General features: G+C 72.2%; 22 protein-coding genes. 7 read left to right on the top strand and 15 right to left on the bottom strand.

Annotated features, from left to right (window positions below; all coding sequences use genetic code 11):
* Positions 1–7: 7 nt before the first annotated feature.
* Together BN159_RS33695 and BN159_RS33690 are read right to left on the bottom strand one after the other, a co-directional pair.
* A complete protein-coding gene (locus tag BN159_RS33695; protein ID WP_015661512.1) occupies positions 8–1300 on the bottom strand; it encodes an ABC transporter substrate-binding protein in 1293 nt (430 codons plus the stop codon).
* Positions 1269–1817, bottom strand: a complete 549-nt coding sequence (locus tag BN159_RS33690) for a hypothetical protein (protein ID WP_041822095.1) — start codon at positions 1815–1817, stop codon at positions 1269–1271. Before BN159_RS33690 ends, BN159_RS33695 begins: the two co-directional genes overlap by 32 nt.
* A gap of 131 nt (positions 1818–1948) precedes the next feature.
* Here BN159_RS33690 and BN159_RS33685 point away from each other — a divergent pair, with 131 nt between their 5' ends.
* Genes BN159_RS33685 through BN159_RS33675 form a run of 3 tightly spaced genes read left to right on the top strand, consistent with a single transcriptional unit; the run spans position 1949 to position 5774 of the window.
* Positions 1949–2419: a hypothetical protein gene (locus BN159_RS33685; protein ID WP_015661510.1), complete on the top strand. Its 471-nt coding sequence runs from the start codon at positions 1949–1951 to the stop codon at positions 2417–2419.
* The gene (locus BN159_RS33680) at positions 2419–5091 is read left to right on the top strand and encodes an ABC transporter permease subunit (RefSeq protein ID WP_015661509.1); all 2673 of its coding nucleotides are present in this window, start codon (positions 2419–2421) and stop codon (positions 5089–5091) included. The genes BN159_RS33685 and BN159_RS33680 overlap by 1 nt, the downstream gene beginning before the upstream one ends.
* Positions 5088–5774, top strand: coding sequence for an ABC transporter ATP-binding protein (locus BN159_RS33675; RefSeq protein WP_015661508.1), 687 nt, complete (start codon positions 5088–5090; stop codon positions 5772–5774). The genes BN159_RS33680 and BN159_RS33675 overlap by 4 nt, the downstream gene beginning before the upstream one ends.
* Here the strand turns inward: BN159_RS33675 and BN159_RS33670 are convergent.
* Both BN159_RS33670 and BN159_RS33665 read right to left on the bottom strand, forming a co-directional pair.
* Positions 5713–6306, bottom strand: a complete 594-nt coding sequence (locus BN159_RS33670) for a LysM peptidoglycan-binding domain-containing protein (RefSeq protein ID WP_015661507.1) — start codon at positions 6304–6306, stop codon at positions 5713–5715. The genes BN159_RS33675 and BN159_RS33670 overlap by 62 nt on opposite strands.
* Positions 6307–6426: 120 nt before the next feature.
* Positions 6427–7050, bottom strand: a complete 624-nt coding sequence (locus BN159_RS33665; RefSeq protein WP_015661506.1) for a LysM peptidoglycan-binding domain-containing protein — start codon at positions 7048–7050, stop codon at positions 6427–6429.
* A 545-nt stretch (positions 7051–7595) separates the two neighbouring features.
* Between BN159_RS33665 and BN159_RS33660 the strand changes: the two genes are divergently transcribed.
* Complete coding sequence (locus BN159_RS33660) at positions 7596–8378, top strand: hypothetical protein (protein WP_015661505.1); 783 nt, start codon at positions 7596–7598, stop codon at positions 8376–8378.
* A gap of 133 nt (positions 8379–8511) precedes the next feature.
* Complete coding sequence (locus BN159_RS33655) at positions 8512–8829, top strand: hypothetical protein (RefSeq protein ID WP_015661504.1); 318 nt, start codon at positions 8512–8514, stop codon at positions 8827–8829.
* 61 nt (positions 8830–8890) lie between these two features.
* Here the strand turns inward: BN159_RS33655 and der are convergent, their stop codons facing one another.
* The 5 genes from der to aroH form a co-directional block, all read right to left on the bottom strand.
* Positions 8891–10366 (bottom strand): ribosome biogenesis GTPase Der, encoded by a 1476-nt coding sequence (gene der, locus BN159_RS33650; RefSeq protein ID WP_015661503.1) that lies wholly within the window; start codon positions 10364–10366, stop codon positions 8891–8893.
* A 74-nt stretch (positions 10367–10440) separates the two neighbouring features.
* Positions 10441–11088, bottom strand: coding sequence for a lysophospholipid acyltransferase family protein (locus BN159_RS33645; protein WP_015661502.1), 648 nt, complete (start codon positions 11086–11088; stop codon positions 10441–10443).
* On the bottom strand, positions 11085–11771 hold the full coding sequence (cmk, locus tag BN159_RS33640; RefSeq protein WP_015661501.1) for a (d)CMP kinase: 687 nt from the start codon (positions 11769–11771) through the stop codon (positions 11085–11087). Before cmk ends, BN159_RS33645 begins: the two co-directional genes overlap by 4 nt.
* A gap of 99 nt (positions 11772–11870) precedes the next feature.
* Positions 11871–12956: a prephenate dehydrogenase gene (locus BN159_RS33635; RefSeq protein WP_015661500.1), complete on the bottom strand. Its 1086-nt coding sequence runs from the start codon at positions 12954–12956 to the stop codon at positions 11871–11873.
* Positions 12953–13315 carry a chorismate mutase gene (gene aroH, locus BN159_RS33630; RefSeq protein WP_015661499.1) on the bottom strand — a complete coding sequence of 121 codons (363 nt, stop codon included), beginning with the start codon at positions 13313–13315 and terminating at the stop codon, positions 12953–12955. The genes BN159_RS33635 and aroH overlap by 4 nt, the downstream gene beginning before the upstream one ends.
* A gap of 171 nt (positions 13316–13486) precedes the next feature.
* Between aroH and BN159_RS33625 the strand changes: the two genes are divergently transcribed.
* Together BN159_RS33625 and BN159_RS33620 are read left to right on the top strand one after the other, a co-directional pair.
* A complete protein-coding gene (locus BN159_RS33625) occupies positions 13487–13927 on the top strand; it encodes a Rieske (2Fe-2S) protein (protein WP_041820213.1) in 441 nt (146 codons plus the stop codon).
* Between the two features lie 22 nt (positions 13928–13949).
* Positions 13950–14693: a nucleotidyltransferase domain-containing protein gene (locus BN159_RS33620; RefSeq protein ID WP_015661497.1), complete on the top strand. Its 744-nt coding sequence runs from the start codon at positions 13950–13952 to the stop codon at positions 14691–14693.
* Here the strand turns inward: BN159_RS33620 and BN159_RS33615 are convergent.
* The 6 genes from BN159_RS33615 to BN159_RS33590 form a co-directional block, all read right to left on the bottom strand.
* A complete protein-coding gene (locus BN159_RS33615; protein WP_015661496.1) occupies positions 14619–15371 on the bottom strand; it encodes a nucleotidyltransferase domain-containing protein in 753 nt (250 codons plus the stop codon). The two genes, BN159_RS33620 and BN159_RS33615, sit on opposite strands and share 75 nt — an antisense overlap.
* 3 nt (positions 15372–15374) lie before the next feature.
* A complete protein-coding gene (locus BN159_RS33610; RefSeq protein ID WP_015661495.1) occupies positions 15375–16394 on the bottom strand; it encodes an ADP-ribosylglycohydrolase family protein in 1020 nt (339 codons plus the stop codon).
* On the bottom strand, positions 16391–17107 hold the full coding sequence (locus tag BN159_RS33605) for an NUDIX hydrolase (RefSeq protein WP_015661494.1): 717 nt from the start codon (positions 17105–17107) through the stop codon (positions 16391–16393). The genes BN159_RS33610 and BN159_RS33605 overlap by 4 nt, the downstream gene beginning before the upstream one ends.
* A 63-nt stretch (positions 17108–17170) precedes the next feature.
* The gene (locus tag BN159_RS33600) at positions 17171–18598 is read right to left on the bottom strand and encodes an MFS transporter (RefSeq protein WP_015661493.1); all 1428 of its coding nucleotides are present in this window, start codon (positions 18596–18598) and stop codon (positions 17171–17173) included.
* A 51-nt stretch (positions 18599–18649) separates the two neighbouring features.
* Positions 18650–19195: a TIGR03086 family metal-binding protein gene (locus BN159_RS33595; protein ID WP_015661492.1), complete on the bottom strand. Its 546-nt coding sequence runs from the start codon at positions 19193–19195 to the stop codon at positions 18650–18652.
* Positions 19192–20151 carry a sigma-70 family RNA polymerase sigma factor gene (locus BN159_RS33590; RefSeq protein WP_015661491.1) on the bottom strand — a complete coding sequence of 320 codons (960 nt, stop codon included), beginning with the start codon at positions 20149–20151 and terminating at the stop codon, positions 19192–19194. The genes BN159_RS33595 and BN159_RS33590 overlap by 4 nt, the downstream gene beginning before the upstream one ends.
* Positions 20152–20213 lie beyond the last annotated feature (62 nt).

Raw genomic sequence — 20213 nt, 5'->3', positions numbered from 1 at the left:
CCCGGGCTCAGGGCGTGTAGGCCAACTGCGGTACGTCGAAGCACGTGTGGTCCATGTCGCCCTGGGACACCCAGCCCCGCCCGTCCTCCCAGCGGGCCACCGACAGACACGCCCGGCGCGTCGTCGGCGGCTCGGGCAACTGCTCGAAGCGGACCGGAAGCAGCAGGCCGTCGGCGGTGTAGCCCTGGCTGCGGCTCATCCAGCCGTCGACGCACGCGCGCGTGACGCCCTCCCCGGCGCAGGCCCGCGCCGCCTCCGTGAACCACCGCGCGGCCGCCCACCCCTCCAGCTGCCACTGCGAGTGCGTCTTCAGCCCCTCGGTCGCGTCCCGGAACTCCCGTACGGCCGGGTGCCCGGCGTCCTCGAAGTTACGGCTGGATCCGGTCGCCCACAGGGCGTTGCGGCAGCGCGGGGCGTCCTTGTAGTCGTCGGCGACGGTGGACGTCCAGTTCTGTACGTTCGTCACCTTGGCGGTGAGCTCGACGCCGGCGTCGTCCATGGCCGCGCACAGCCGGGCGTTGCCGTGGCTGTCGATGGCGTCGAAGACGAGGTCGGCGCCCTGTTCCTTCAGATCGGCGGCGACGGCGCGGAAGTTGGGCAGCGCGAAGTCGACCTGCTCGGTGATCACCTCGTACCCCTCGGCCTTCAGGCCCCGCTCGACGAGCCGCGCGTAGGCGGCGGACGCGGCCTGGTTGTAGGAGACGACGGCGGCGGTGCGGGCACCGTGCTCGCGCTTGAAGTAGCGGTAGACCTCGGTGCCGCCGTACAGCTCGCCGTCCCAGCCGACCGTGCCCTCACGCGGGGCGAGGCTGCCGTAGATGCCGTACAGATGCGGCCAGGTGTCGTACGCGGCGCCGATGGGCTGGCCGCCGATGTCGGGAACGCGTGCGCGGGAGACGAGGGAGGCGCCCGCGTAGTCGAGGGCCGTGGTGGCGACCAGAGCGACCACCTTGTCCTCGTCGATGAGCCGGTGCACGCACTCGTTGTTGCCGACCCCGCTGCCGCCGTCGTCGCACAGCCGCACCTCGACCGGCCGCCCGTCGACGCCCCCGCGCGCGTTGAGCCGCTCGAAGTACGCCTTGGCGCCGTCGCGCGGGCCGGTGAAGGCGTCGCCGCCGACGGGGCTGGTGGCGCTGGTGATGATGCCGACCCGGATCGGCTCGGCGGCCGCGGACGGCGTCGTACGGCCGCCGCCCTCGAAGTCGCTCTCCGGCAGCCGACTGCCGCACGCCGCGCTCAGCACGAGCAGCAGCAGCGCCGCCACCGCCTCAGCAGCCCGGAACCGGCGAGGCCGAGCCATTGCCGCTCAGTTGCACCAGCGCGCACAGCGTCTTGGCGGACACCTTCCAGGTGCCGTCCTGCTCCACGGCCGTCCCCGCGGCGTCCGGCAGGGCGGTGGCGCCGTTCAGGGTGAGCGTGTACGTCACGTCCGCCTCGGTCGCCGAGGTGAAGGCCACCTCGGTGACCTGGGCCCCGACCTGTCCGCCGCGCTCGTCGCCGCTGAACGCCTGGAGCACGGGCGCCATCTGCTCGCCGTTCTCCAGGACGGTCTGCTTGTCCTCCATGGAGGTCTTCGGGTCGAAGAACTTCTGCCAGTTCTGCTTGACCTCCTGCTCGGCGGCGGCAGCGTCGGCCGGTGCCGTGGCTGGGGCGCTCGTCGTGCGCTCGATCGACGGCGAGGGCGGGGGTGTGTCGCCGCCGCCTCCCTCGTCGTCACTGCATGCCGCGAGGGCGGGGGCGAGGAAGAGCAGCAGGGCGGCCGCCAGCGCCGTACCGCGTCCCGTGTTCCGCCGACTGAGGTCGCTCCCGAGAACCATCTGGCTCACCACCGGGTGTCGGTCCGGGCCGGGTGCGCCCGGTGCTTTCAGGGTCAGCTCACAGGAGGCATAGTGCAAGCCATCGGCTGACATGGACAGACATATGACGTGTGAAGCCAGAGGAGCCTGAGATGCGGACAGCCCGACTGCGGACCGTGCACCCCGTCCTGTGGGCCGGCTGGGCGGCCCTCGCCGCGGGCGCGGTGCTGTGCGTGCTCGGCTGGTACGGCGTCTCGGGCGAGCGGTTCGCCGAGCGACAGCTGCCCTATCTCGCCTCCTGCACGGTCCCCGGCGCCGCGCTGATCGTCGCCGGGGCGGTACTGCTCACCCATGGCCGCAACGCGCTCGCCGCCGCGCGCGTGGAGGAGCTGTACGGCCTGCTCGTGGCCGCGGAACCGGTCGAGGCCGTGGGGGAACCGGCCACGGCGCCGCTCGCGGTCAGCGCGGATCTGCTGATGGTGCCGGGCGGCACGCTGTGGCACCGGGCGGACTGTCCGCTGGTGGCCGGGAAGGCGGAGGCGGTGCCGGTCGACGCGAAGCTGGTGAGGAGCGGCGAACTGGGCCCGTGCCCGATCTGTGAGCCCGCCGAAGCGGACGACTGATGTCCTCGCTCACGTACGACCTCACCCTGGCCGGTCTCTCGGTCGGCAGCGCCGCCGCGCTCACCGGGATCGGGCTGGTCGTGACCTACCGCGCGACCGGCGTACTCAACTTCGCGCACGGCGCCATCGCGATGGTGTGCGCGTATGTGCTGCGGCAGTGCGTGGTGGAGTGGGGCTGGCCCTTGTGGGCGGGGGCCGCGGTGACCCTGCTGCTCCTGGCACCGGCGATCGGCATGGCGCTGGAACGCTTCGTCTTCCGTCCGCTGTCCGTCCTCGGCAGCGACCCCGCGCAGACGCTGGTGGCGTCCATCGGGGTGTTCGTGCTGCTGGTGGGCGGGGCGGCACTGCTGTGGGGTCAAGGGGCACGGGACGACGCACCCGAGCTGCTGGTGTCGACGGACCCCTGGGGACAGCTGGCGGTGGCTCTGGTGCTGGCCGCGGTGGTCGGGGCGATCATCCGGTGGACCCTGTTCGGGCGGGAGCTGCGGGCCGTCGTGGACGACCGGCAACTCGCGGTGCTCGGCGGGATCGACGCGGACCGGGTGGCCGCGGCGGGCTGGGCGTTCGGCTCCTTCACGGCGGGCCTGACGGGTGTACTGCTGGCGCCGTACGTCCGCCTGGACCCGTACGGACTGCCGCTGCTGGTGATGGAGGTGGTGGCGGTAGCCGTGGCGGCGCGGATGCGCAGCCTGCCGGTGGCGGTGCTGACGGCCCTCGGCATCGGCGTGGCGCAGAGCCAGTTGACGCGGCTGCACCCGTCGGGCTGGGGTGAGCCGCTGCTCCAGGCGGTCGGCGCGAACCTGTTCGTGGTGGCCCTGCTGATCGCCGCGCTGGCCCTCCCCCGCATCGGGACCCGGGACGCGCTCCCGCGCACGGCGACGGCGCGCGTACCCACGCCTCCGGGCGCGTGGATCGTGGCGGTGGTGCTGTTCCTCCTCCCCCTGGGCTTCGCCGGCACGGACCTCCACACGTCGGTCCAGGTCCCGGCGCTGGGAGTCGTACTGCTGTCCCTGGTCGTGGTCACCGGCCGGGGCGGCCAGATCTCCCTGGGCCAGGCGGCGTACGCGGGCCTGGGCGCCCTCTTCACGGCCCTCCTGGCGGCGGGCCGCTTCCCGGGCCTGCCGCGCCTGCCCGAGCTGGCGGCCCTGGCCGTGGCGGTGCTCCTGGTGGCCCCGTTGGGCCTCCTGACGGGCTGGCCGGCGATCACCCGCAGAGGATTGGCGTTGGCCCTGGCGACGTTCGCGGTGGGAGTCGGCGTCAGCCGCTTCGTCTTCGCCCAGCCCTACGCCACGTCGGGCCTGTCCCTGGGCCGCCCGGCGGGCTTCGAGGGAGACCGCGCGTACTACGTACTGGAGTTGCTCCTGCTGGCAGCGGCCCTCCTGGCGACCAGGGCCCTGCGCAGGGGCCGAACGGGCCGCGCCCTGGCGGCAATGCGCGACCACGAGTCGGGCGCGGCAGCGGCGGGCGTGCGCGTCCCCTCCCTGAAGCTGCTTGCCTTCGTCTCGGGCGCGGCGCTGGCAGCCCTGGGCGGCGGCATGCTCGGCATGGGCCTGCGCGCCTTCGACCCCACCGCCTACGACCCCGTCCGCGGCCTCCTCTGGTTCGCCGCGATCATGGTCCTGGGCGCCGACAGCACCCTGGGCGCCCTGGCGGCAGCGGCCCTCCTGGTCGGCCTGGACGCGGGCGCCCGAGGCGGCGTGGCAGCGGCCCTGATCGGCGTACTGGCGGTGTTGCTGGGCCGCTTCCCCGGCGGCCCGTACGAGGCGCTGCGCGGGGCGGCAACCCGCCTACAACTCCGCCGACGGGCGAGGCTGACGGAGCGGGGGGTGGCGGTGCGGGGACACCTCCGGCGGCCATCTGAGCCCAGCCCACCGGCAGCCGCCGACGGCGCTGAACCCCCACCAGGGCCACCGGCACCCACAGTCGAAACCCGCACAGGCGGTGCGGGTGGGAAACGCCACCCGGCCGGAGACCGGGTGCCCGCCCTCACAGCCCGCGCCCTGCACGCAACCTATGGCGGATTCAAAGCCCTCGACGGCGTCGACCTCCACGTACCCCCCGCCCGGATCACCGCCGTCGTCGGCCCCAACGGCGCAGGAAAGAGCACCCTCTTCCACTGCCTCGCGGGCACCCTCCACGCCACCCAGGGCGACATCCACTACGGCGACCGGAACATCACCCACCTCCCCGCCCACACCCGCACCCGCCTCGGCATCGCCCGCACCTTCCAGCAACTCGCCGTCTTCCCCTCCCTCACCGTGGCCGAAAACGTCCGCGTAGGCGCAGAGCAAGGCCACATCACCGACCCCACAGCCGTGGCAAGAGCCCTCCGCCTGCTGGGCCTCACCCCCCTGAGCAACACCCCCGCCGCCGACCTCCCCACCGGCACCCTCCGCCGGGTGGAACTCGCAAGAGCCCTCGCCGGCAGCCCCCGAGTGCTCCTCCTCGACGAACCCGCCGCCGGCCTGGACACCGCGGAGATCACCGCACTGGCCCGAGTCCTCAAGGCCCTCGCCGCCGACGGCACCGCGCTCCTCGTCGTCGAGCACGACCTCGACCTCGTCGCCGACCTCGCGGACGTCGTGCACGTCATGACCGCGGGCCGCGTCATCGCCTCCGGCCCCCCGGACCACGTCCTGGACACACTCGGCGCCCAGGAGACCCCCGTATGACCATGTCCCTGCGCCACGCACGCGTGCGCTACGGCCCGTTGGAGGCGCTGCACGGAGTCACGATCGCAGCCGCCCCCGGCCTGACGGTCCTGCTGGGCCGCAACGGATCAGGCCGTACGACCGCGCTGCGGGCCCTGGCCGGAACCGTCCCCCTGTCCGCGGGCGCGGTGGTGTGGGACGGCGTGGACGTGACCCGCGTACCGGCGTACGAGCGCGCCCGCCGGGGCCTGTGCCTGGTCCCGGAACGTCAGGCGGTCTTCGGCTCGCTCACGGTCCGCGAGAACCTCGAACTCACCGCCCCCGCCTACGACAGGGCCCTGGACGCCTACCCCCGCCTGGAACGCCTGCTCCCGCGCCGGGCAGGCACCCTCTCCGGCGGCGAGCAGCGCATGCTCGCCCTGTCCCGGGCCCTGCTGGCCCGCCCGCGCGTGGTGCTCGCCGACGAACCGACGCAGGGCATGTCCCCGGCGGTGGCGACCCGTACGTACGAACTCCTCGCCGCCCTCGACGCCTGCGTGGTCCTCGCCGAGCAACGACTGCCGCCGATCCTGGGCGACCACCCGGCGCTGGTGTACGAACTGCGCCGGGGCGCCGTCGTGTTCAGCGGCGAGGCGGCCGAGCTCAGGCGCTCGTCACAGGCGGCCCGAAGAGCGCCGAGGACCGGGTCGAAGCCTTCGGAATGACGAGCAGCATGCCGGGCTTCAGGCGGTTCGGATCGGCGCCGATCGTCTTCTTGTTGGCCTTGTGGAAGGCCGGCCAGCCGCCCTTGACCTTGTACTTGCGGGCGATCGCGGAGAGCGTGTCACCGGATTTCACCGTGTGCATCCGGCCCTTGAGCCCGTACCGCTTCGAACACACGGGCCAGGCCCCCCAGCCCTGCACGGCCAGCACCTCCTGCGCGACCAGGATCTGCTCCGCACGCGTGGCGAGATCCGCGCGAGCGGCGTACTTCAGACCGCCGAACTCCTTCCAGGTGGGCTGCCAGAACTGGAGCCCGCCGTAGAAGCCGTTGCCGGTGTTGATGTGCCAGCGGCCACTGCTCTCGCATTCGGCGATACAGCCCCAGGGCCACTGGTCCTTGGCGCAGGCGTACGGCGCGCGCGTGGACGGCGTTCCGGATGCGGGTGCGGGCGGTGGTGGCGCGGCGTGGGCGCCGCCGGGGGCGAGGGCGAGCAGGGTGGCCGTGACGGCGAGGGTGATCGGCGTGCGGTACATCGGCCCACGCTAAGCAGCGACGCGCGCGTGCCCGTCCCGGCGCGGCGGTGCGCCGAGGGGCCCCACCCGGTCGGCGGACCGACGGGCGGGGCCCTGCGCCCGGCCGAGGGGGAGCCGCGCCTAGATGTCGAGGCGCTGGCCGGGCACGATCACATCGGGATCGGCGCCGATGACGGCCTTGTTGGCGGCGTGGAGCCGCTGCCAGGTGGTGCCGTACCGGGCGGCGATGCCGCTCAGGGTGTCGCCCTGCCGTACGACGTAGTCACCGCGGGACGAGCCGCGGTCGGTGTGCCCTGAAGAGCGCTCCGGCGCCTGCGGTGCCTTCGGCGGAGTCGCCTTGGTCGTCGCCGTTCCGGCCGCGGGTGCGCTGCCGTACGCCCCGGCGCGCGCCGAACAGGTGGGCCAGGCGCCCCATCCCTGGGCGCGCTGGACCTTGGTGGCGACGGCGATCTGCTGGTCCTTGCTCGCCCGGTCGGCGGTGGCCGCGTACGCGCCGCCGCCGTACGCGCTCCAGGTGCTCGCGGAGAACTGGAGTCCTCCGTAGTAGCCGTTGCCGGTGTTGATGTGCCAGTTGCCGCCGCTCTCGCACTGGGCGATGCGGTCCCACACTCCGCCGTCCGCCGCGGCGGCGTTGCCGGTCGCGGCCAGCAGTCCGAGCGGGGCAAGCAAGGCTGCCCCGGCGAGGACCGCCGTCGTACGTGTCCTACGGGCGTTGTCGCGAGTGGTATCGGCACATTCGGACATGGAGTTCCCTCCCGACTGACCCGGGCTCCCCCAAGGCGGGACGCGCTCCGCGCACTGGGTCGCGGTCGGCGCGCTCCGCCCCGTCCGCCGGTGGGGTCGAACTCATGAACTGAACTGACGGTGGTGCGGCCGGCGGACGTACCCGAGCGGTGCTCTGTGCACACGGCCGAGGAATGTAGGGAGGATGGCTGCCCGGTATCAACCAACTCCTTGTCATTCCTGGCCAGTTCGACGTTACCGCGAGTATCGGCGATTTCCGGCCACCCACTTCATTCGCCGATTTCCTGATTTGTCGACCAGTCAGCTCGTCGATCTGTGACTCACTTCACCGAACCAACTACCTTGACCCACCAAGGACTTGACCGTGAGTACCGGATTCCGCACTCAATGTGACCGTCCGCTACGGATGGTTCGATTCCGTTCGCCCTGATGCGTGACTCCCGCCACAGATCAGCCGTTGTCATCTTCATGAGCCCGGGACCCACCCGGTTCACGGGCCGGGAGCCACCCGGCCGCGCCACGTACACATCCCGAGGGAGCCACCCGTGCCGCGCATGCTCGACGTCAGCGACGAGGTACGCGCCGAGATCGGCGACGAAGAAGCCGACCGGCTGCTCGCCGGAGACAACGCCCCCGGCAGTTACGACTGCACCTCCTGCCGCACCCCGGGCGACTCCGGCCAGGAGCGCACCAGCACCGTGCTGTTCATCGGCGACGAGACCGCCGTCCTCGCCTTCGCCCACGCCACCTGCCTGCCCTCGCAGGTCGTCCAGGTCACCGAGGAGCAGCTCCAGGGGGCGGTGCGGTCCATCACCGGCGACACCGTCGACCTGGAGCCGGACAAGGTCGTCCCCGAGCAGGCCGTGCTCGGCGTGACCAGCGGACTGGTGCTGATCGCCGGGGAGTTGCACCCGGCGCTGGTCGTGGAGCCGACCGGGCCCATCGTCCGGCCCGGCTCCACCGCCATCGGCGACGACTTCCTGCCGCTGCTGATCGAGCAGGGCTTCATGCCGGTCACGGCGATCGATGCGGTGCCGCCCGTGCTGCACGGCTGGTCGGTGCTGCTCGCCATGGGCCAGCTGCACGCGGTGCTCCAGCCGGGCACCAACGGGGGGCAGCCGGTGGCCTGGTGGCAGGCGCACCAGCCGCTTCAGGTGACCGAGGGGTGGCGGGCGGCGGCCAACAAGCACCAGCAGGTGCTGATGTTCGCGGCGCCGGTGGGGTCCATCGGGCGGCAGCCGCGTGAGGATCTGCTACGGGACGCTCTCGACAAGGCCGCGGCCAATGGGAAGTTGGTCGCGTCTGCTCTGCCTCTTGCCGGCACCTGAAATCGCCTGAGGGGCGGGGGGTGCGTGTTCCGCGGCGGCTGCGGGTTGTTGGTGGCTGGTCGCGCAGTTCCCCGCGCCCCCAAAGCACGTTTCACGACCGCATCCCTTGCACGGGACCGTCGTTTGGACATACGTGCACGCATACGATGTTTCTCCATCGGCCACGCCGATCTACGACGCGCTCTATGCCGAGTACGTCAAGTCCTTCCGTACGCTGCCGGGTGACCGCAGTGGCGAGGAGGAGCTGGGGTTCACCGCCTTCGGGAACATCCCGCACAGTACGGGCTCCTACGGCGGGCACCGGCCGGGGTCCTTCAGCAGCTCGTACAGCGCCTACAGCGCGGGCGCGCACAGTGCCCGGCAGTCGCAGTGGCAGCGCGTCGGACACATCGGGCCACAGGCGACCGGCAGCCATCCGGCCTTGCAGCCCGTCCCCCGCAGAAACATCTGAACGACGAAGAGGGCGGTCCCGGTCGGGGCCGCCCTCTTCGTCGTTGTACTGCTGCTCAGGACTACTTCTTCCGGCCGCGCTTCTCGCGGACCCGCACCGAGATATGGATCGGGGTTCCCTCGAAGCCGAACTCCTCGCGCAGGCGGCGCTCGACGAAGCGCCGGTAGCCCGCCTCGATGAAGCCGGAGGCGAAAAGCACGAACCGCGGGGGCTTGGTGCCGGCCTGGGTGCCGAAGAGGATGCGGGGCTGCTTGCCGCCCCGGATCGGGTGCGGGTGGGCGGCGACCAGTTCACCGAGGAAGGCGTTGAGCCGTCCGGTGGGAACTCGGGTCTCCCAGCCCGCGAGGGCCGTCTCGATCGCCGGGACCAGCTTCTCCATGTGGCGGCCGGTCTGCGCCGAGACGTTCACCCGGGGCGCCCAGGCGACCTGGCCGAGCTCGGTCTCGATCTCCCGCTCCAGGTAGTAACGGCGCTCCTCGTCGAGGGTGTCCCACTTGTTGTAGGCGACGACAATGGCGCGGCCCGCCTCGACGGCCATCGTCACGATGCGCTGGTCCTGGACGGAGATGTTCTCCGAGGCGTCGATCAGGACGACCGCCACCTCGGCCTTCTCCACGGCGGCGGCGGTGCGCAGCGAGGCGTAGTAGTCGGCGCCCTGCTGGAGGTGGACGCGCTTGCGGATACCGGCCGTGTCGACGAACTTCCAGGTGACACCGCCGAGTTCGATCAGCTCGTCGACCGGGTCCCGGGTGGTGCCCGCGAGTTCGTTGACGACGACGCGCTCCTCGCCCGCCACCTTGTTCAGCAGCGAGGACTTGCCGACGTTCGGGCGGCCGATCAGGGCGATCCGGCGCGGGCCGCCGATCGCGGTGCCGAAGGTCTGCTCGGGCGCGTCCGGCAGCACCTCCAGGACGGCGTCCAGCATGTCGCCGGTGCCACGGCCGTGCAGCGCGGAGACGGGGTGCGGCTCGCCGAGGCCGAGGGACCACAGATACGCGGCGTCCGCCTCGCCGCTCGGGCCGTCCACCTTGTTGGCGCACAGCACGACCGGCTTGCCGGCCTTGCGCAGCAGTCGTACGACCGCCTCGTCGGTGTCGGTCGCGCCGACCTTGGCGTCGACGACGAAGACGACGGCGTCGGCGGCCTCGATGGCGTACTCGGCCTGCGCGGCCACGGAGGCGTCGATGCCGAGGACGTCCTGCTCCCAGCCGCCGGTGTCGACGACCTTGAAGCGGCGTCCGGCCCACTCGGCCTCGTAGGTCACGCGGTCACGGGTGACGCCGGGCTTGTCCTCGACGACGGCCTCGCGGCGCCCGATGATGCGGTTGACGAGGGTCGACTTGCCGACATTGGGGCGGCCGACGACGGCGAGGACGGGCAGCGGACCGTGGCCCGCCGCCTCGATGGCGCCCTCGACGTCCTCGAGGTCGAAGCCCTCTTCCGCGGCGAGCTCCATGAACTCCGCGTACTCGGCATCGCCAAGTGCTCCGTGGTCGTGCGCCTCGCCCGAGCCCTCGGAGTGGATCTGCTCGTTCATGAAGTCCGTACCTCGTTCAGTGTGGTGATCGGTGGAACTCCCGGATTTCGGGTGATCCACTACTCAAGTGTCGCCTAGCGGCCGGTGAGCCGCCTGGCGTTTTCCAGGTGCTCGGTCAGCTGCTTCTGGATGCGCTCGGTCGCCTCGTCCAGCGCCCGGCGGGTGCGCCGCCCGCTGCCGTCGCCCGCGTCGAACGGGTCGCCGAAGACGACGTCGACGCGGGAGCGCAGCGCGGGCAGCCCCTTCATCAACCGGCCGGGCCGCTCGGTGCTTCCCAGCACGGCGACCGGCACGATCGGCGCGCCGCTGCGGACCGCGAAGTAGGCGAGCCCGGCGCGCAGTGAGGCGAAGTCGCCCTCGCCCCGGGTGCCCTCGGGAAATATCCCGAGGACGCCACCGCTCTCCAGGACGCCGAGCGCCCGGGTGATCGCGGTGCGGTCGGTGGTCGTGCGGTCCACCTTCAGCTGGCCGATACGGGTCAGGAAGGGGTCGAGCGGCCCGACGAACGCTTCCTTCTTGATCAGGAAGTGCGTGGGCCGCGGCGCCACGCCCATGACCATGGGGCCGTCGATGTTGTGGGAGTGGTTGACGGCGAGGATCGCCGGGCCGCTCGCGGGCACCTTCCAGGCGCCCAGTACGCGCGGCTTCCACAGCCCGTACATCAGGCCGACGCCGATGCGCCGCCCGACCTCGGCACCCCGCACCGAAGGCAGCTCGGTCACTTTCCGGCCCGCTTCTCCTCGACGAGCGTCACGACGCACTCGATGACCTGCGCGAGGGAGAGCTCGGTGGTGTCCACCTCGACCGCGTCCCCGGCCTTGGCCAGCGGCGAGGTCTTCCGGGAGGAGTCGGCGGCGTCCCGCTTGATCAGGGCCTCGCGGGTGGCGTGGACGTCGGCGCCCTTCAGCTCACCGCTGCGACGGGCGGCGCGGGCCTCCGGGGAGGCGGTGAGGAAGATCTTCAGATCGGCGTCGGGCAGCACGGTCGTGCCGATGTCCCGGCCCTCGACGACGATGCCGCCCTCGGCGCCGGAGGCGATGGAGCGCTGGAGCTCGGTGATCCGGGCCCGCACCTCGGGCACCGCACTGACCGCGCTGACCTGGGAGGTGACCTCCTGGGTGCGGATCGGGGCGGCGACGTCGGTGCCGTCGACGGCGATGGTGGGGTGCGCCGGGTCGGTGCCGGAGACGATGTCCGGCTTTCCGGCCGCGGCGGCGATGGCGTGCGGGTCATCGATGTCGATGCCGTTGGTCACCATCCACCAGGTGATCGCCCGGTACTGGGCGCCGGTGTCGAGGTAGCTCAGGCCGAGCTGCGCCGCGACGGCCTTCGACGTGCTCGACTTGCCCGTGCCGGAGGGGCCGTCGATGGCGACAATCACGGGCTGGGCGGCGCCGTTTTCCACGGGGGGACACCTTCCTGGTGCGCTTCGGAGGGGTGGGCGGGACGCGATCGCGCCCCGCACAAGGTTACTGGGTGCGCATCACTCGTCCGGACGCGCGCGTCACTGGCGGATCGCCCAGCCCCGCTCCCGGAGAGCCGCCGTCAGTATCGGCACCGCGTTCGGCTCGACCATCAGCTGCACCAGACCGGCCTGCTGCCCGGTCGCGTGCTCGATGCGGACGTCCTCGATGTTGACCCCGGCCCGGCCGGCGTCGGCGAAGATGCGGGCCAGCTGTCCGGGCTGGTCGTCGATGAGCACCGCCACCACCTCGTACGCCCGGGGCGCGGAGCCGTGCTTGCCCGGCACCCGGACCTGCCCGGCGTTGCCCCGGCGCAGTACGTCCTCGATCCCCGCGCTGCCCTCCCGCCGCTTCGCCTCGTCCGAGGACTGAAGCGCCCGCAGCGCCTGCACCGTCTCGTCGAGGTCTGCCGAGACATCGGCGAGGAGGTCGGCGACCGGCCCCGGGTTGGCGGAGAGGATGTCGATCCACATCCGGGGATCGGACGCGGCGATCCGCGTCACATCCCGGATGCCCTGCCCGCACAGCCGTACGGCCGCCTCCTCCGCGTGCTCCAGGCGCGCGGCGACCATGCTGGACACCAGATGCGGCATGTGGGAGACGAGCGCCACCGCCCGGTCGTGGGCGTCCGCGTCCATGACGACCGGGACGGCCCGGCAGTGCGAGACCAGTTCAAGGGCGAGGTTGAGGACCTCGGTGTCGGTGTCCCGGGTGGGCGTCAGCACCCAGGGTCGGCCCTCGAAGAGGTCGGCGCTCGCGGCCAGCGGCCCGGACTTCTCCCGGCCCGACATCGGGTGGGTGCCGAGGTACGCGGACAGGTCGAGGCCCAGCGCCTGGAGCTCCCGCCGCGGCCCGCCCTTGACGCTGGCCACGTCAAGGTAGCCGCGCGCCACACCGCTTCGCATGGCGTCGGCGAGCACCCCGGCCACATGGGCGGGCGGCGCGGCGACGATCGCGAGGTCCACCGGGCCCTCGGGCGCCTCGTCCGTGCCCGCCCCGAGGGCGGTCGCGGTGCGGGCCTGCTCCGGGTCGTGGTCGGCGAGGTGGACGATGACGCCCCGGCTCATCAGGGCGAGGGCGGCGGAGGTACCGATCAGGCCGGTGCCGATGACGAGTGCGGTTCTCACTGGGCGATGTCCTTGCGCAGGGCGGCCGCGGCACCGAGGTAGACATGGGCGACCTCGGTCCGGGGGAGGTCGGACTCGATGTGCGCGAGCACCCGGACCACGCGGGGCATGGCGCCCTCGATGTCCAGTTCCTGCGCGCAGATCAGGGGCACGTCCACGATGCCTAGCTTGCGGGCGGCGGCGGCCGGGAAGTCGCTGTGCAGATCGGGCGTGGCCGTGAACCAGATGCTGATCAGGTCGTCCGTGGTCAGGCCGTTGCGGTCGAGGACGGCGGTGAGCAGGGCCCCGACCCGCTCGTCCATGTGGCCGGCCTCGTCCACGTCGAGTTGGACGGCGCCCCGGACCGCTCGTACCGCCACGGCTTGGCTCCCTTGCTCTGTACGGATCGACTGCACGGATCGGTTGCACAGATCGACTCTGTGCGCATCCAGCCTAGTTCCCTCCCGGGTTCCTTCTTCCTCGGTGCTTTCGGTGCCAAGATGCTGTTGTTCCTGGTCCTCACCGTTTCCGACCCATTTCGGAGTGACGCCATGACCATCAGTCCGAAGCGGCGCACCATCCTTCTCGCCACGGGCGCAGCGGCACTCGTCGCGGGCTGTGGCGACTCAGGCGATGACAGCGGCTCCGACTCCACTGAACAGACCGCCGAGACCACGGAGAGCCCTGAGAGCCCCGAGGCGGGCGGCCAGGAGCTGACCACGACCGATGAGATCCCGGTCGGCGGCGGCAAGATCTTCAAGGGCGAGGAGGTCGTGGTGACCCAGCCGGAGGACGGCGAGTTCAAGGCCTTCTCCGCCATCTGCACGCATCAGCAGTGCACGGTCTCGACCGTCTCGGACGGCACGATCAACTGTCCGTGCCACGGCAGCAAGTACAGCATCACGGACGGTGCGGTGGTCAGTCCGCCGGCGCCCCGACCGCTGCCCGAGAAGAAGATCACCGTGGACGGAAATTCGATCCGCCTGGTGTGAGGAGCCCCGTACGCTCCGGGTCATGCATCCCGAGACCCTGGTCCACGACCACACCGTCTACGCCTGTATCATGGGTTCGCGTGCCTTCGGTCTGGCCACGGACGGCAGCGACACCGACCGCCGGGGCGTCTTCCTCGCCCCCACTCCCCTGTTCTGGCGCTTCGACAAGCCGCCCACGCACATCGAGGGCCCGGCCGAGGAGCAGTTCAGCTGGGAGCTGGAGCGCTTCTGCGAGCTGGCGCTGCGCGCGAACCCCAACATCCTGGAGTGTCTGCACTCCCCGCTGGTGGAGCACATCGACGACACCGGCCGCGAGCTGATCGAGCTGCGCGGCGCGTTCCTGTCCCGGCAGACCCACGACACGTTCGCGCGCTATGCCGTGGGCCAGCGCAAGAAGCTCGAGGCGGACGTCCGCAACCACGGCGCCCCGCGCTGGAAGCACGCCATGCATCTGCTGCGCCTGCTGATGAGCGTCCGCGATCTGCTGCGCACCGGCAAGCTGACCATCGACGTCGGTGATCAGCGCGAGCCCCTGCTGAGCGTGAAGCGCGGCGAGGTCCCGTGGCCGCAAGTCGAGGCGTGGATGACCCGGCTGGCGGAGGAGTCCGAGCGGGCCGCCGAGCGCAGCCCGCTGCCCGCCGAGCCGGACCGGCGGCGCGTGGAGGACTTCCTCGTGCGCGTCCGCCGTGCCTCAGCCGTCAAGCCGTACGCGTACGACGAGGTCGTGCAGGGCGTCGTGGGCACTGGCCATGTCGGGCAGGGCTGACGCCGCCTGGGCCTCGTCCAGCAGCCCGTGCAGCCGCTCTGCGTCGGCCTCTACGCGCGCGTGCTCGACCTCGGCCGCCCCGTGCTCGGCTTCCGTCTTGGCCGCGATCAGCTCCGGCAGACAGCCGGGCGCCTCGGCCACCTCGCCGAGGAGCGTCGGCAGATGCGCCTGCACCTCGCCGCTGCGCATCAGATGGATGCCGGTGAGCAGGACCCTGAAGGTGTAGAGCAGCGGCTTGAGTTCCCCGGTCTTCGCGAACAGTCGCCACTGGGTGTTCGCGAAGCCCCGGTAGTGATGCGCGTGGTGGCCGGTGAGGACGCCGGGGGCGAGCGCGGCCAGCTCGCGGTGCGCGTCGGTGGTGTGCACGACGAGCGGGGAGAGCAGCTGCTCCAGGACGTAGCCGTTGCGGCGGAGCATCAGCCGGACGAACTTGCGCAGGTCGTGGGTGACCAGGTCCATCTCCACGCCGTCCCGGTCCCACATCCGGGACCGGGTCTCGGCGGGCTCGCGCAGCCCGAGCAGGTCGGCGGTGGGCAGCAGGTGCACGCCCCGCAGGTCCACATCGGAGTCCCGGGACGGGAAGCCGTACAGATGGGCGCCGGAGACGGTCGCGAAGAGCACCGGGTCGGGCTGTTCGGCGACGACGGGCGCGAGGTCGATGTCCAGGGCGTCGATCATCCGCTAAGCGTCCCAGAGCGCGCCGAGGGTGAGCAGGTCGCCCCGGTACTCGATCCGGTCCGCCCACTCCCGGGGCCATGCATCGGTCCCGAGGTATGCCCCCGCGAAGGCGCCCGTGAGGCATGCGATGGAGTCGGAGTCGCCGGAGGAGTAGGCGGCCCGGCGCAGCGCCGTGACCGGTTCGTCGACGAACAGCAGGAAGCACAGCAGCCCGGTGGCCATGGCCTCCTCGGCGATCCAGCCCTCCCCGGTGGCCAGGCACGGATCGGTCTCGACCGACCCCTCCCGCACGGCTTCCTGTAGCCGCTCCAGGACGCCCAGGCACTCGTCCCAGCCCCGCGCGATGAAGTGCTCGGGGCTCGGGTCGTGGCTGCGGGTCCACAGGTCGCCGAGCCAGGTGTGGTGGTAGCGGGTGCGGTTGTCGTAGGCGTACGACCGCAGCAGTCCGACGAGGCCGGTCGGCTCGGCGCCCTGTGCGAGCAGGCGTATGGCGTGCGCGGTGAGGTCGGAGGCGGCGAGCGCGGTGGGGTGGCCGTGGGTGAGCGCGGACTGCAACTGGGCGGCGCCCGCGCGTTGTTCGTCGCTGAGTCCGGGGGCGAGGCCGATGGGCGCGACTCGCATGTTGGCGCCGCATCCCTTGGAGTCGATCTGGCTGGCGTCCTGCCAGAGGCGGCCCTCGGTCTTGAGGAGGTTGCACGCGACGAGGCAGGTCCGGCCCGGCGCGCGGTTGTTCTCGGGCGACTGGTACCAGTTCACGAACTCCTCCCGGACCGGCCGCTCCAGCCGCTTGGGCGCGAGCACGCCCCGGTCCATGGCCGTCCGCAGCCCCTTGCCGAAGGCCAGCGTCATCTGGGTGTCATCGCTGACGATCGCCTTCTTGGGCAGGTCCATCTCCCGCCACGGCCCGAATTTGGCGAGGATCGACGGCACGTCGTTGAACTCGGTGGGGAACCCCATCGCGTCCCCGAGGGCGAGGCCGATCAGGGACCCGGTGGCGGCGCGCTTGTTCGTGAGGGCGGTCATGCGGAGTGTCCTTCGGGAGTCGGCCGGAGCAGCGGCGGATGGAGGGTGGTGACGTTGCCCGCGCGGTACAGCGCGGCGGGCTTGCCGCGGCCGCCGGTGAGCCGGGACGCGCCGGAGACCGGTTCGACGAACCCCTCCGTGGCGAGCACCTTGCGGCGGAAGTTGGGCCGGTCCAGGGCGGTGCCCCATACCGCCTCGTAGACCTGCTGAAGCTCGCCCAGGGTGAACTCGGGCGGGCAGAACGCGGTGGCGAGGCAGGTGTACTCCAGCTTGGCGCCGACGCGTTCATGGGCATCGGCCAGGATCCGGTCGTGGTCGAAGGCGAGGGGCCCGACCTTGTCGTACGGCACCCAGCGGGCGTCCGCCGCGTCGCTGCCGCCGTGCACGTCGGGCGCGTCGGGCAGCAGGGCGGCGAAGGCGACCGAGACGACCCGCATCCTGGGGTCGCGGCCTGGCTCGCTGTAGGTCCGCAGCTGCTCCAGATGGAGCCCGGAGACATCCGACAGGCCGGTCTCCTCGGCGAGTTCACGCCGGGCCGCGGTCTCCGCGGACTCGTCCGGCTGCACGAAGCCACCGGGCAGCGCCCAGTGCCCGGTGTAGGGCTCCTGTCCGCGCTCGACGAGCAGCACATGCAGGGCGCCGGAGCGGAGCGTGAGGACGGCGAGGTCGACGGTGACGGCGAAGGGCTCGTAGGCGTGCTTGTCGTACTCCACATCCGCCTCCTTTAATAGTCATTACGACTATAAAGAAGGTGGATGTGAAGTGGCAACCCCCGGCTAGGAATCAAGCTCCGTCCGGTGCCGCGAGGGCGCGAACACCGACACCGCGGCCCCGGCCGCCGCGATCCCCGCCGACACCCACAGCGCGGGCGCCGCCCCGTCCAGGAAGGCGGCCGGTGAGCCGTAGCCGCCGTACGTCGTGAAGACCGCGGCGACGGCGGCGACGCCGAAGACCCCGCCGAGTTCCCGCAGGGCGTTGTTGACGCCGGCCGCGACGCCCGCCTCGGTCAGCGGCACCGAGGAGGTGACGGCGTTGGCGACGCTAGGGAACGTGAACGAGATGCCGACGCCCGCGATGATCAGCGGCGCGACGAGGCTGCCGTAGCCGACGCCGGGTTCGACCTGCCAGGCCAGCAGGCCGAGCCCGAGGCCCATGAGGGCCAGGCCGCCCAGCATGAAGGGCCGGGTGCCGTACCGGTCCGCGAGCGCGCCCGCGATGGGCGCGACCAGCAGGGGCGTGGCGTTCCAGACGAGAATCCGCACGCCCGCCTCCAGGGGCGAGTAGCCGAGCCCGAACTGGAACAGCTGCGTCATCATGAACAGCGCGCCCAGCAGCGAGGCGAAGAGCAGGAAGGCCGCCGCGTTGGCGGTGGAGAAGCCCCGGTTGCGGAAGTGACCGAGCGGCAGCATCGGGTACCGGGCGCCCCGGCGCTCCCACCCCAGGAACGCGGCCACGAACACGATCCCGACCGCCAGCGCGCCCAGCACCTCGGCGCTCCCCCAGCCCGCCTCCGGCGCCCGCACCGGCGCCCAGGCCAGCCCGGTCAGTCCGACGGCCGCCAGCACCAGGCCGACGATGTCGAGCTGGGGCCGGGTCCCGTAGCTCTCGTGCAGCTTCCTGGCCGCGAGGGGAATCATCACCAGCCCGATCGGAACGTTCAGCCAGAAGATCCACTGCCAGGACAGGCCCTCGGTCACGGCCCCGCCCAGCACCGGCCCGGCGGCCACCCCGAGCCCGGTCACCCCGCCCCACACGCCGATCGCCACGCCCCGCTTCTCGGCCGGGAACGCCTCGCTGATGAGGGTCAGGGTGAGCGGCAGCAGTACGGCGGCCCCGGCGCCCTGCACCAGACGCGCCCCGATGAGCTGGCCGGTGTCGCCCGCGAGGGCCGCGGCGGCGGAGGCGAGGGTGAACACGGCGAGCCCGACGACGTACATGCGCCGCCGTCCGAAGCGGTCGCCGAGCGCGGCGCCGGTCAGGGTGAGACAGGCGAAGGCCAGGTTGTAGGCGTTGATCGTCCATTCCAGCTCGGACAGGCTCGCCCCGAAGTCGGCGCGCAGCGCGGGCAGCGCGGTGGCGACGACCACGACGTCCAGCGAGCACAGCAGCGCGCCGAGTCCGGCGAGAATCACCGTCCACGCGCGCGGTGGTGACGCCCGGTCGGGGCGCGAGGTGCTGAGGGGGGCCTTGAGGGTCTCGGTCATGTCCGTGCCTTCCGTGAGGTGTCGAGGTCACTCACGGAAGGCAGACCGGGCTCACCCCGGAAAGGAATCGCGCCGCCCCAGAAAGCCCAGCAGCCGGGCCTGCGGCCGCGCTCCCTCCGGCACGGCGATCGGCGCCGCGAACCGCACCCCCCGGTCCTCCCAGGCCACCACGCACCGCACGATCGGCAGCAACTCGGCCGCGAGGGCCTCCGGGATCGGCCGGGGCCGCCCACTGGCCTGGGCCACGTCCCAGCCGTGCACGGCGATCTCGACGGCGCCCACCGCCGCCAGCACCCGGACCTCCAACGGCCGTTCACCCACCAGCACCCGGTCCGGCGGCCCCGCGGCCCACGCACCCAGCACCGCGCACGCGCGCGTACGGAAGCGGCAGGCACGGTCGTCCCGCGGCACCAGGCCGATCCGCCCGCCGGTCAGCCCCTCGTACAGCGCGTCCACGGAGTCGTCGAGATGCCCCAGCAGCTCGGCGAGGTCCCACTCGGTGCACGGTGTGCCCCGCGTGAGGCCGTCCGGCCGCACGTCGGCGACGCTGCCCAGGGCGTAGGCGAGCGAACGCTCCAGCAACTCCCCGGGGTTCATACGAGGCTCCCGGGCAGCCCGAACCGGCCGAACACCCCGGCGTCCAGGAAGGCGGTGATGCGGGAGACCGCGCCCTCCTCGACGGTGAGCACCTGGAGGGAGTGCGGGCGCAGCACGCCGTCTGTCCCGCGGACGTACATCGCGACCGCGGGCTGCCCGTTCGCGCGCGTGGGCAGCATCCGCAGGGCGCCCTTCTCGTGCACGCGCGCCACCAGGAAGCGGTGCACCTCCTTGGCTCCCCGGAACCAGTCCAGGTGGGGCGGCATCTCCAGCTCGACGCCGTCCCGCAGGAGGGCGAGCAGGGCGTCCATGTCGGCGTTCTCGAAGGCGGCCACGTACCGGTCGAGCACCTCACGGTCGGCGGCGCCCGGGGGCTCGGTCACGAGGTCCTCCTCGGGGGCCACCTCCTCCAGCCGCGCACGCGCGCGTTGCAGGCTGCTCTTGACGGCCGCCGTGGAGGTCCCGAGCACGGCGGCGACCTCGGACGCCCGCCAGGCGAGCACGTCCCGCAGGATGAGCACCGCCCGCTGCCGCGCGGGCAGATGCTGAAGCGCGGCGACAAGCGCGAGCCGCAGACTCCCCCGGGCGGCCACGACCCACGCCGGGTCGAGCAGCGCGTCGGGCAGCGGCTGGAGCCAGGGAACGTCGGTCGCGGGGGCCCTCAGCGGCTCCTCAGGCGCCTGGGAGGGCTCGCCGAGCCCCGTGGGCAGCGGACGGCGCGCACGGCCCTCCAGCGCCGTCAGACACGTGTTGGTGGCGATCCTGTGCAGCCAGGTCCGCAGGGACGCGCGGCCCTCGTAGCCGTCGTAGGACCGCCAGGCCCGCAGATAGGTCTCCTGCACCAGGTCCTCGGCCTCGTCGACCGAGCCCAGCATGCGGTAGCAGTGCGCGAGCAGCTCGCGCCGGTACGGGTCGGTCAGCCGCACGAACTCGTCGCGGTCCGTCGTCGCCACCATGGCCCTTCCTCTCGCCGGTCATGAGTACAGACCGGCGAGAGGGCGAAAAGGCATCGGTGCTG

This window comes from Streptomyces davaonensis JCM 4913 (assembly GCF_000349325.1).
GTDB lineage: Bacteria > Actinomycetota > Actinomycetes > Streptomycetales > Streptomycetaceae > Streptomyces > Streptomyces davaonensis.
Note: the sequence above shows the minus strand (reverse complement) of the source record. Positions and strands in the feature narration are given on the sequence as shown.

Coding starts and splice junctions, on each gene's coding strand:
- BN159_RS33695 (WP_015661512.1), bottom strand. CDS start 1,300: ATGGCTCGGCCTCGCCGGTTCCGGGCTGCTGAGGCGGTGGCGGCGCTG.
- BN159_RS33690 (WP_041822095.1), bottom strand. CDS start 1,817: ATGGTTCTCGGGAGCGACCTCAGTCGGCGGAACACGGGACGCGGTACG.
- BN159_RS33685 (WP_015661510.1), top strand. CDS start 1,949: ATGCGGACAGCCCGACTGCGGACCGTGCACCCCGTCCTGTGGGCCGGC.
- BN159_RS33680 (WP_015661509.1), top strand. CDS start 2,419: ATGTCCTCGCTCACGTACGACCTCACCCTGGCCGGTCTCTCGGTCGGC.
- BN159_RS33675 (WP_015661508.1), top strand. CDS start 5,088: ATGACCATGTCCCTGCGCCACGCACGCGTGCGCTACGGCCCGTTGGAG.
- BN159_RS33670 (WP_015661507.1), bottom strand. CDS start 6,306: ATGTACCGCACGCCGATCACCCTCGCCGTCACGGCCACCCTGCTCGCC.
- BN159_RS33665 (WP_015661506.1), bottom strand. CDS start 7,050: ATGTCCGAATGTGCCGATACCACTCGCGACAACGCCCGTAGGACACGT.
- der (WP_015661503.1), bottom strand. CDS start 10,366: ATGAACGAGCAGATCCACTCCGAGGGCTCGGGCGAGGCGCACGACCAC.
- BN159_RS33625 (WP_041820213.1), top strand. CDS start 13,487: ATGACCATCAGTCCGAAGCGGCGCACCATCCTTCTCGCCACGGGCGCA.
- BN159_RS33620 (WP_015661497.1), top strand. CDS start 13,950: ATGCATCCCGAGACCCTGGTCCACGACCACACCGTCTACGCCTGTATC.
- BN159_RS33615 (WP_015661496.1), bottom strand. CDS start 15,371: ATGATCGACGCCCTGGACATCGACCTCGCGCCCGTCGTCGCCGAACAG.
- BN159_RS33610 (WP_015661495.1), bottom strand. CDS start 16,394: ATGACCGCCCTCACGAACAAGCGCGCCGCCACCGGGTCCCTGATCGGC.
- BN159_RS33600 (WP_015661493.1), bottom strand. CDS start 18,598: ATGACCGAGACCCTCAAGGCCCCCCTCAGCACCTCGCGCCCCGACCGG.
- BN159_RS33595 (WP_015661492.1), bottom strand. CDS start 19,195: ATGAACCCCGGGGAGTTGCTGGAGCGTTCGCTCGCCTACGCCCTGGGC.
- BN159_RS33590 (WP_015661491.1), bottom strand. CDS start 20,151: ATGGTGGCGACGACGGACCGCGACGAGTTCGTGCGGCTGACCGACCCG.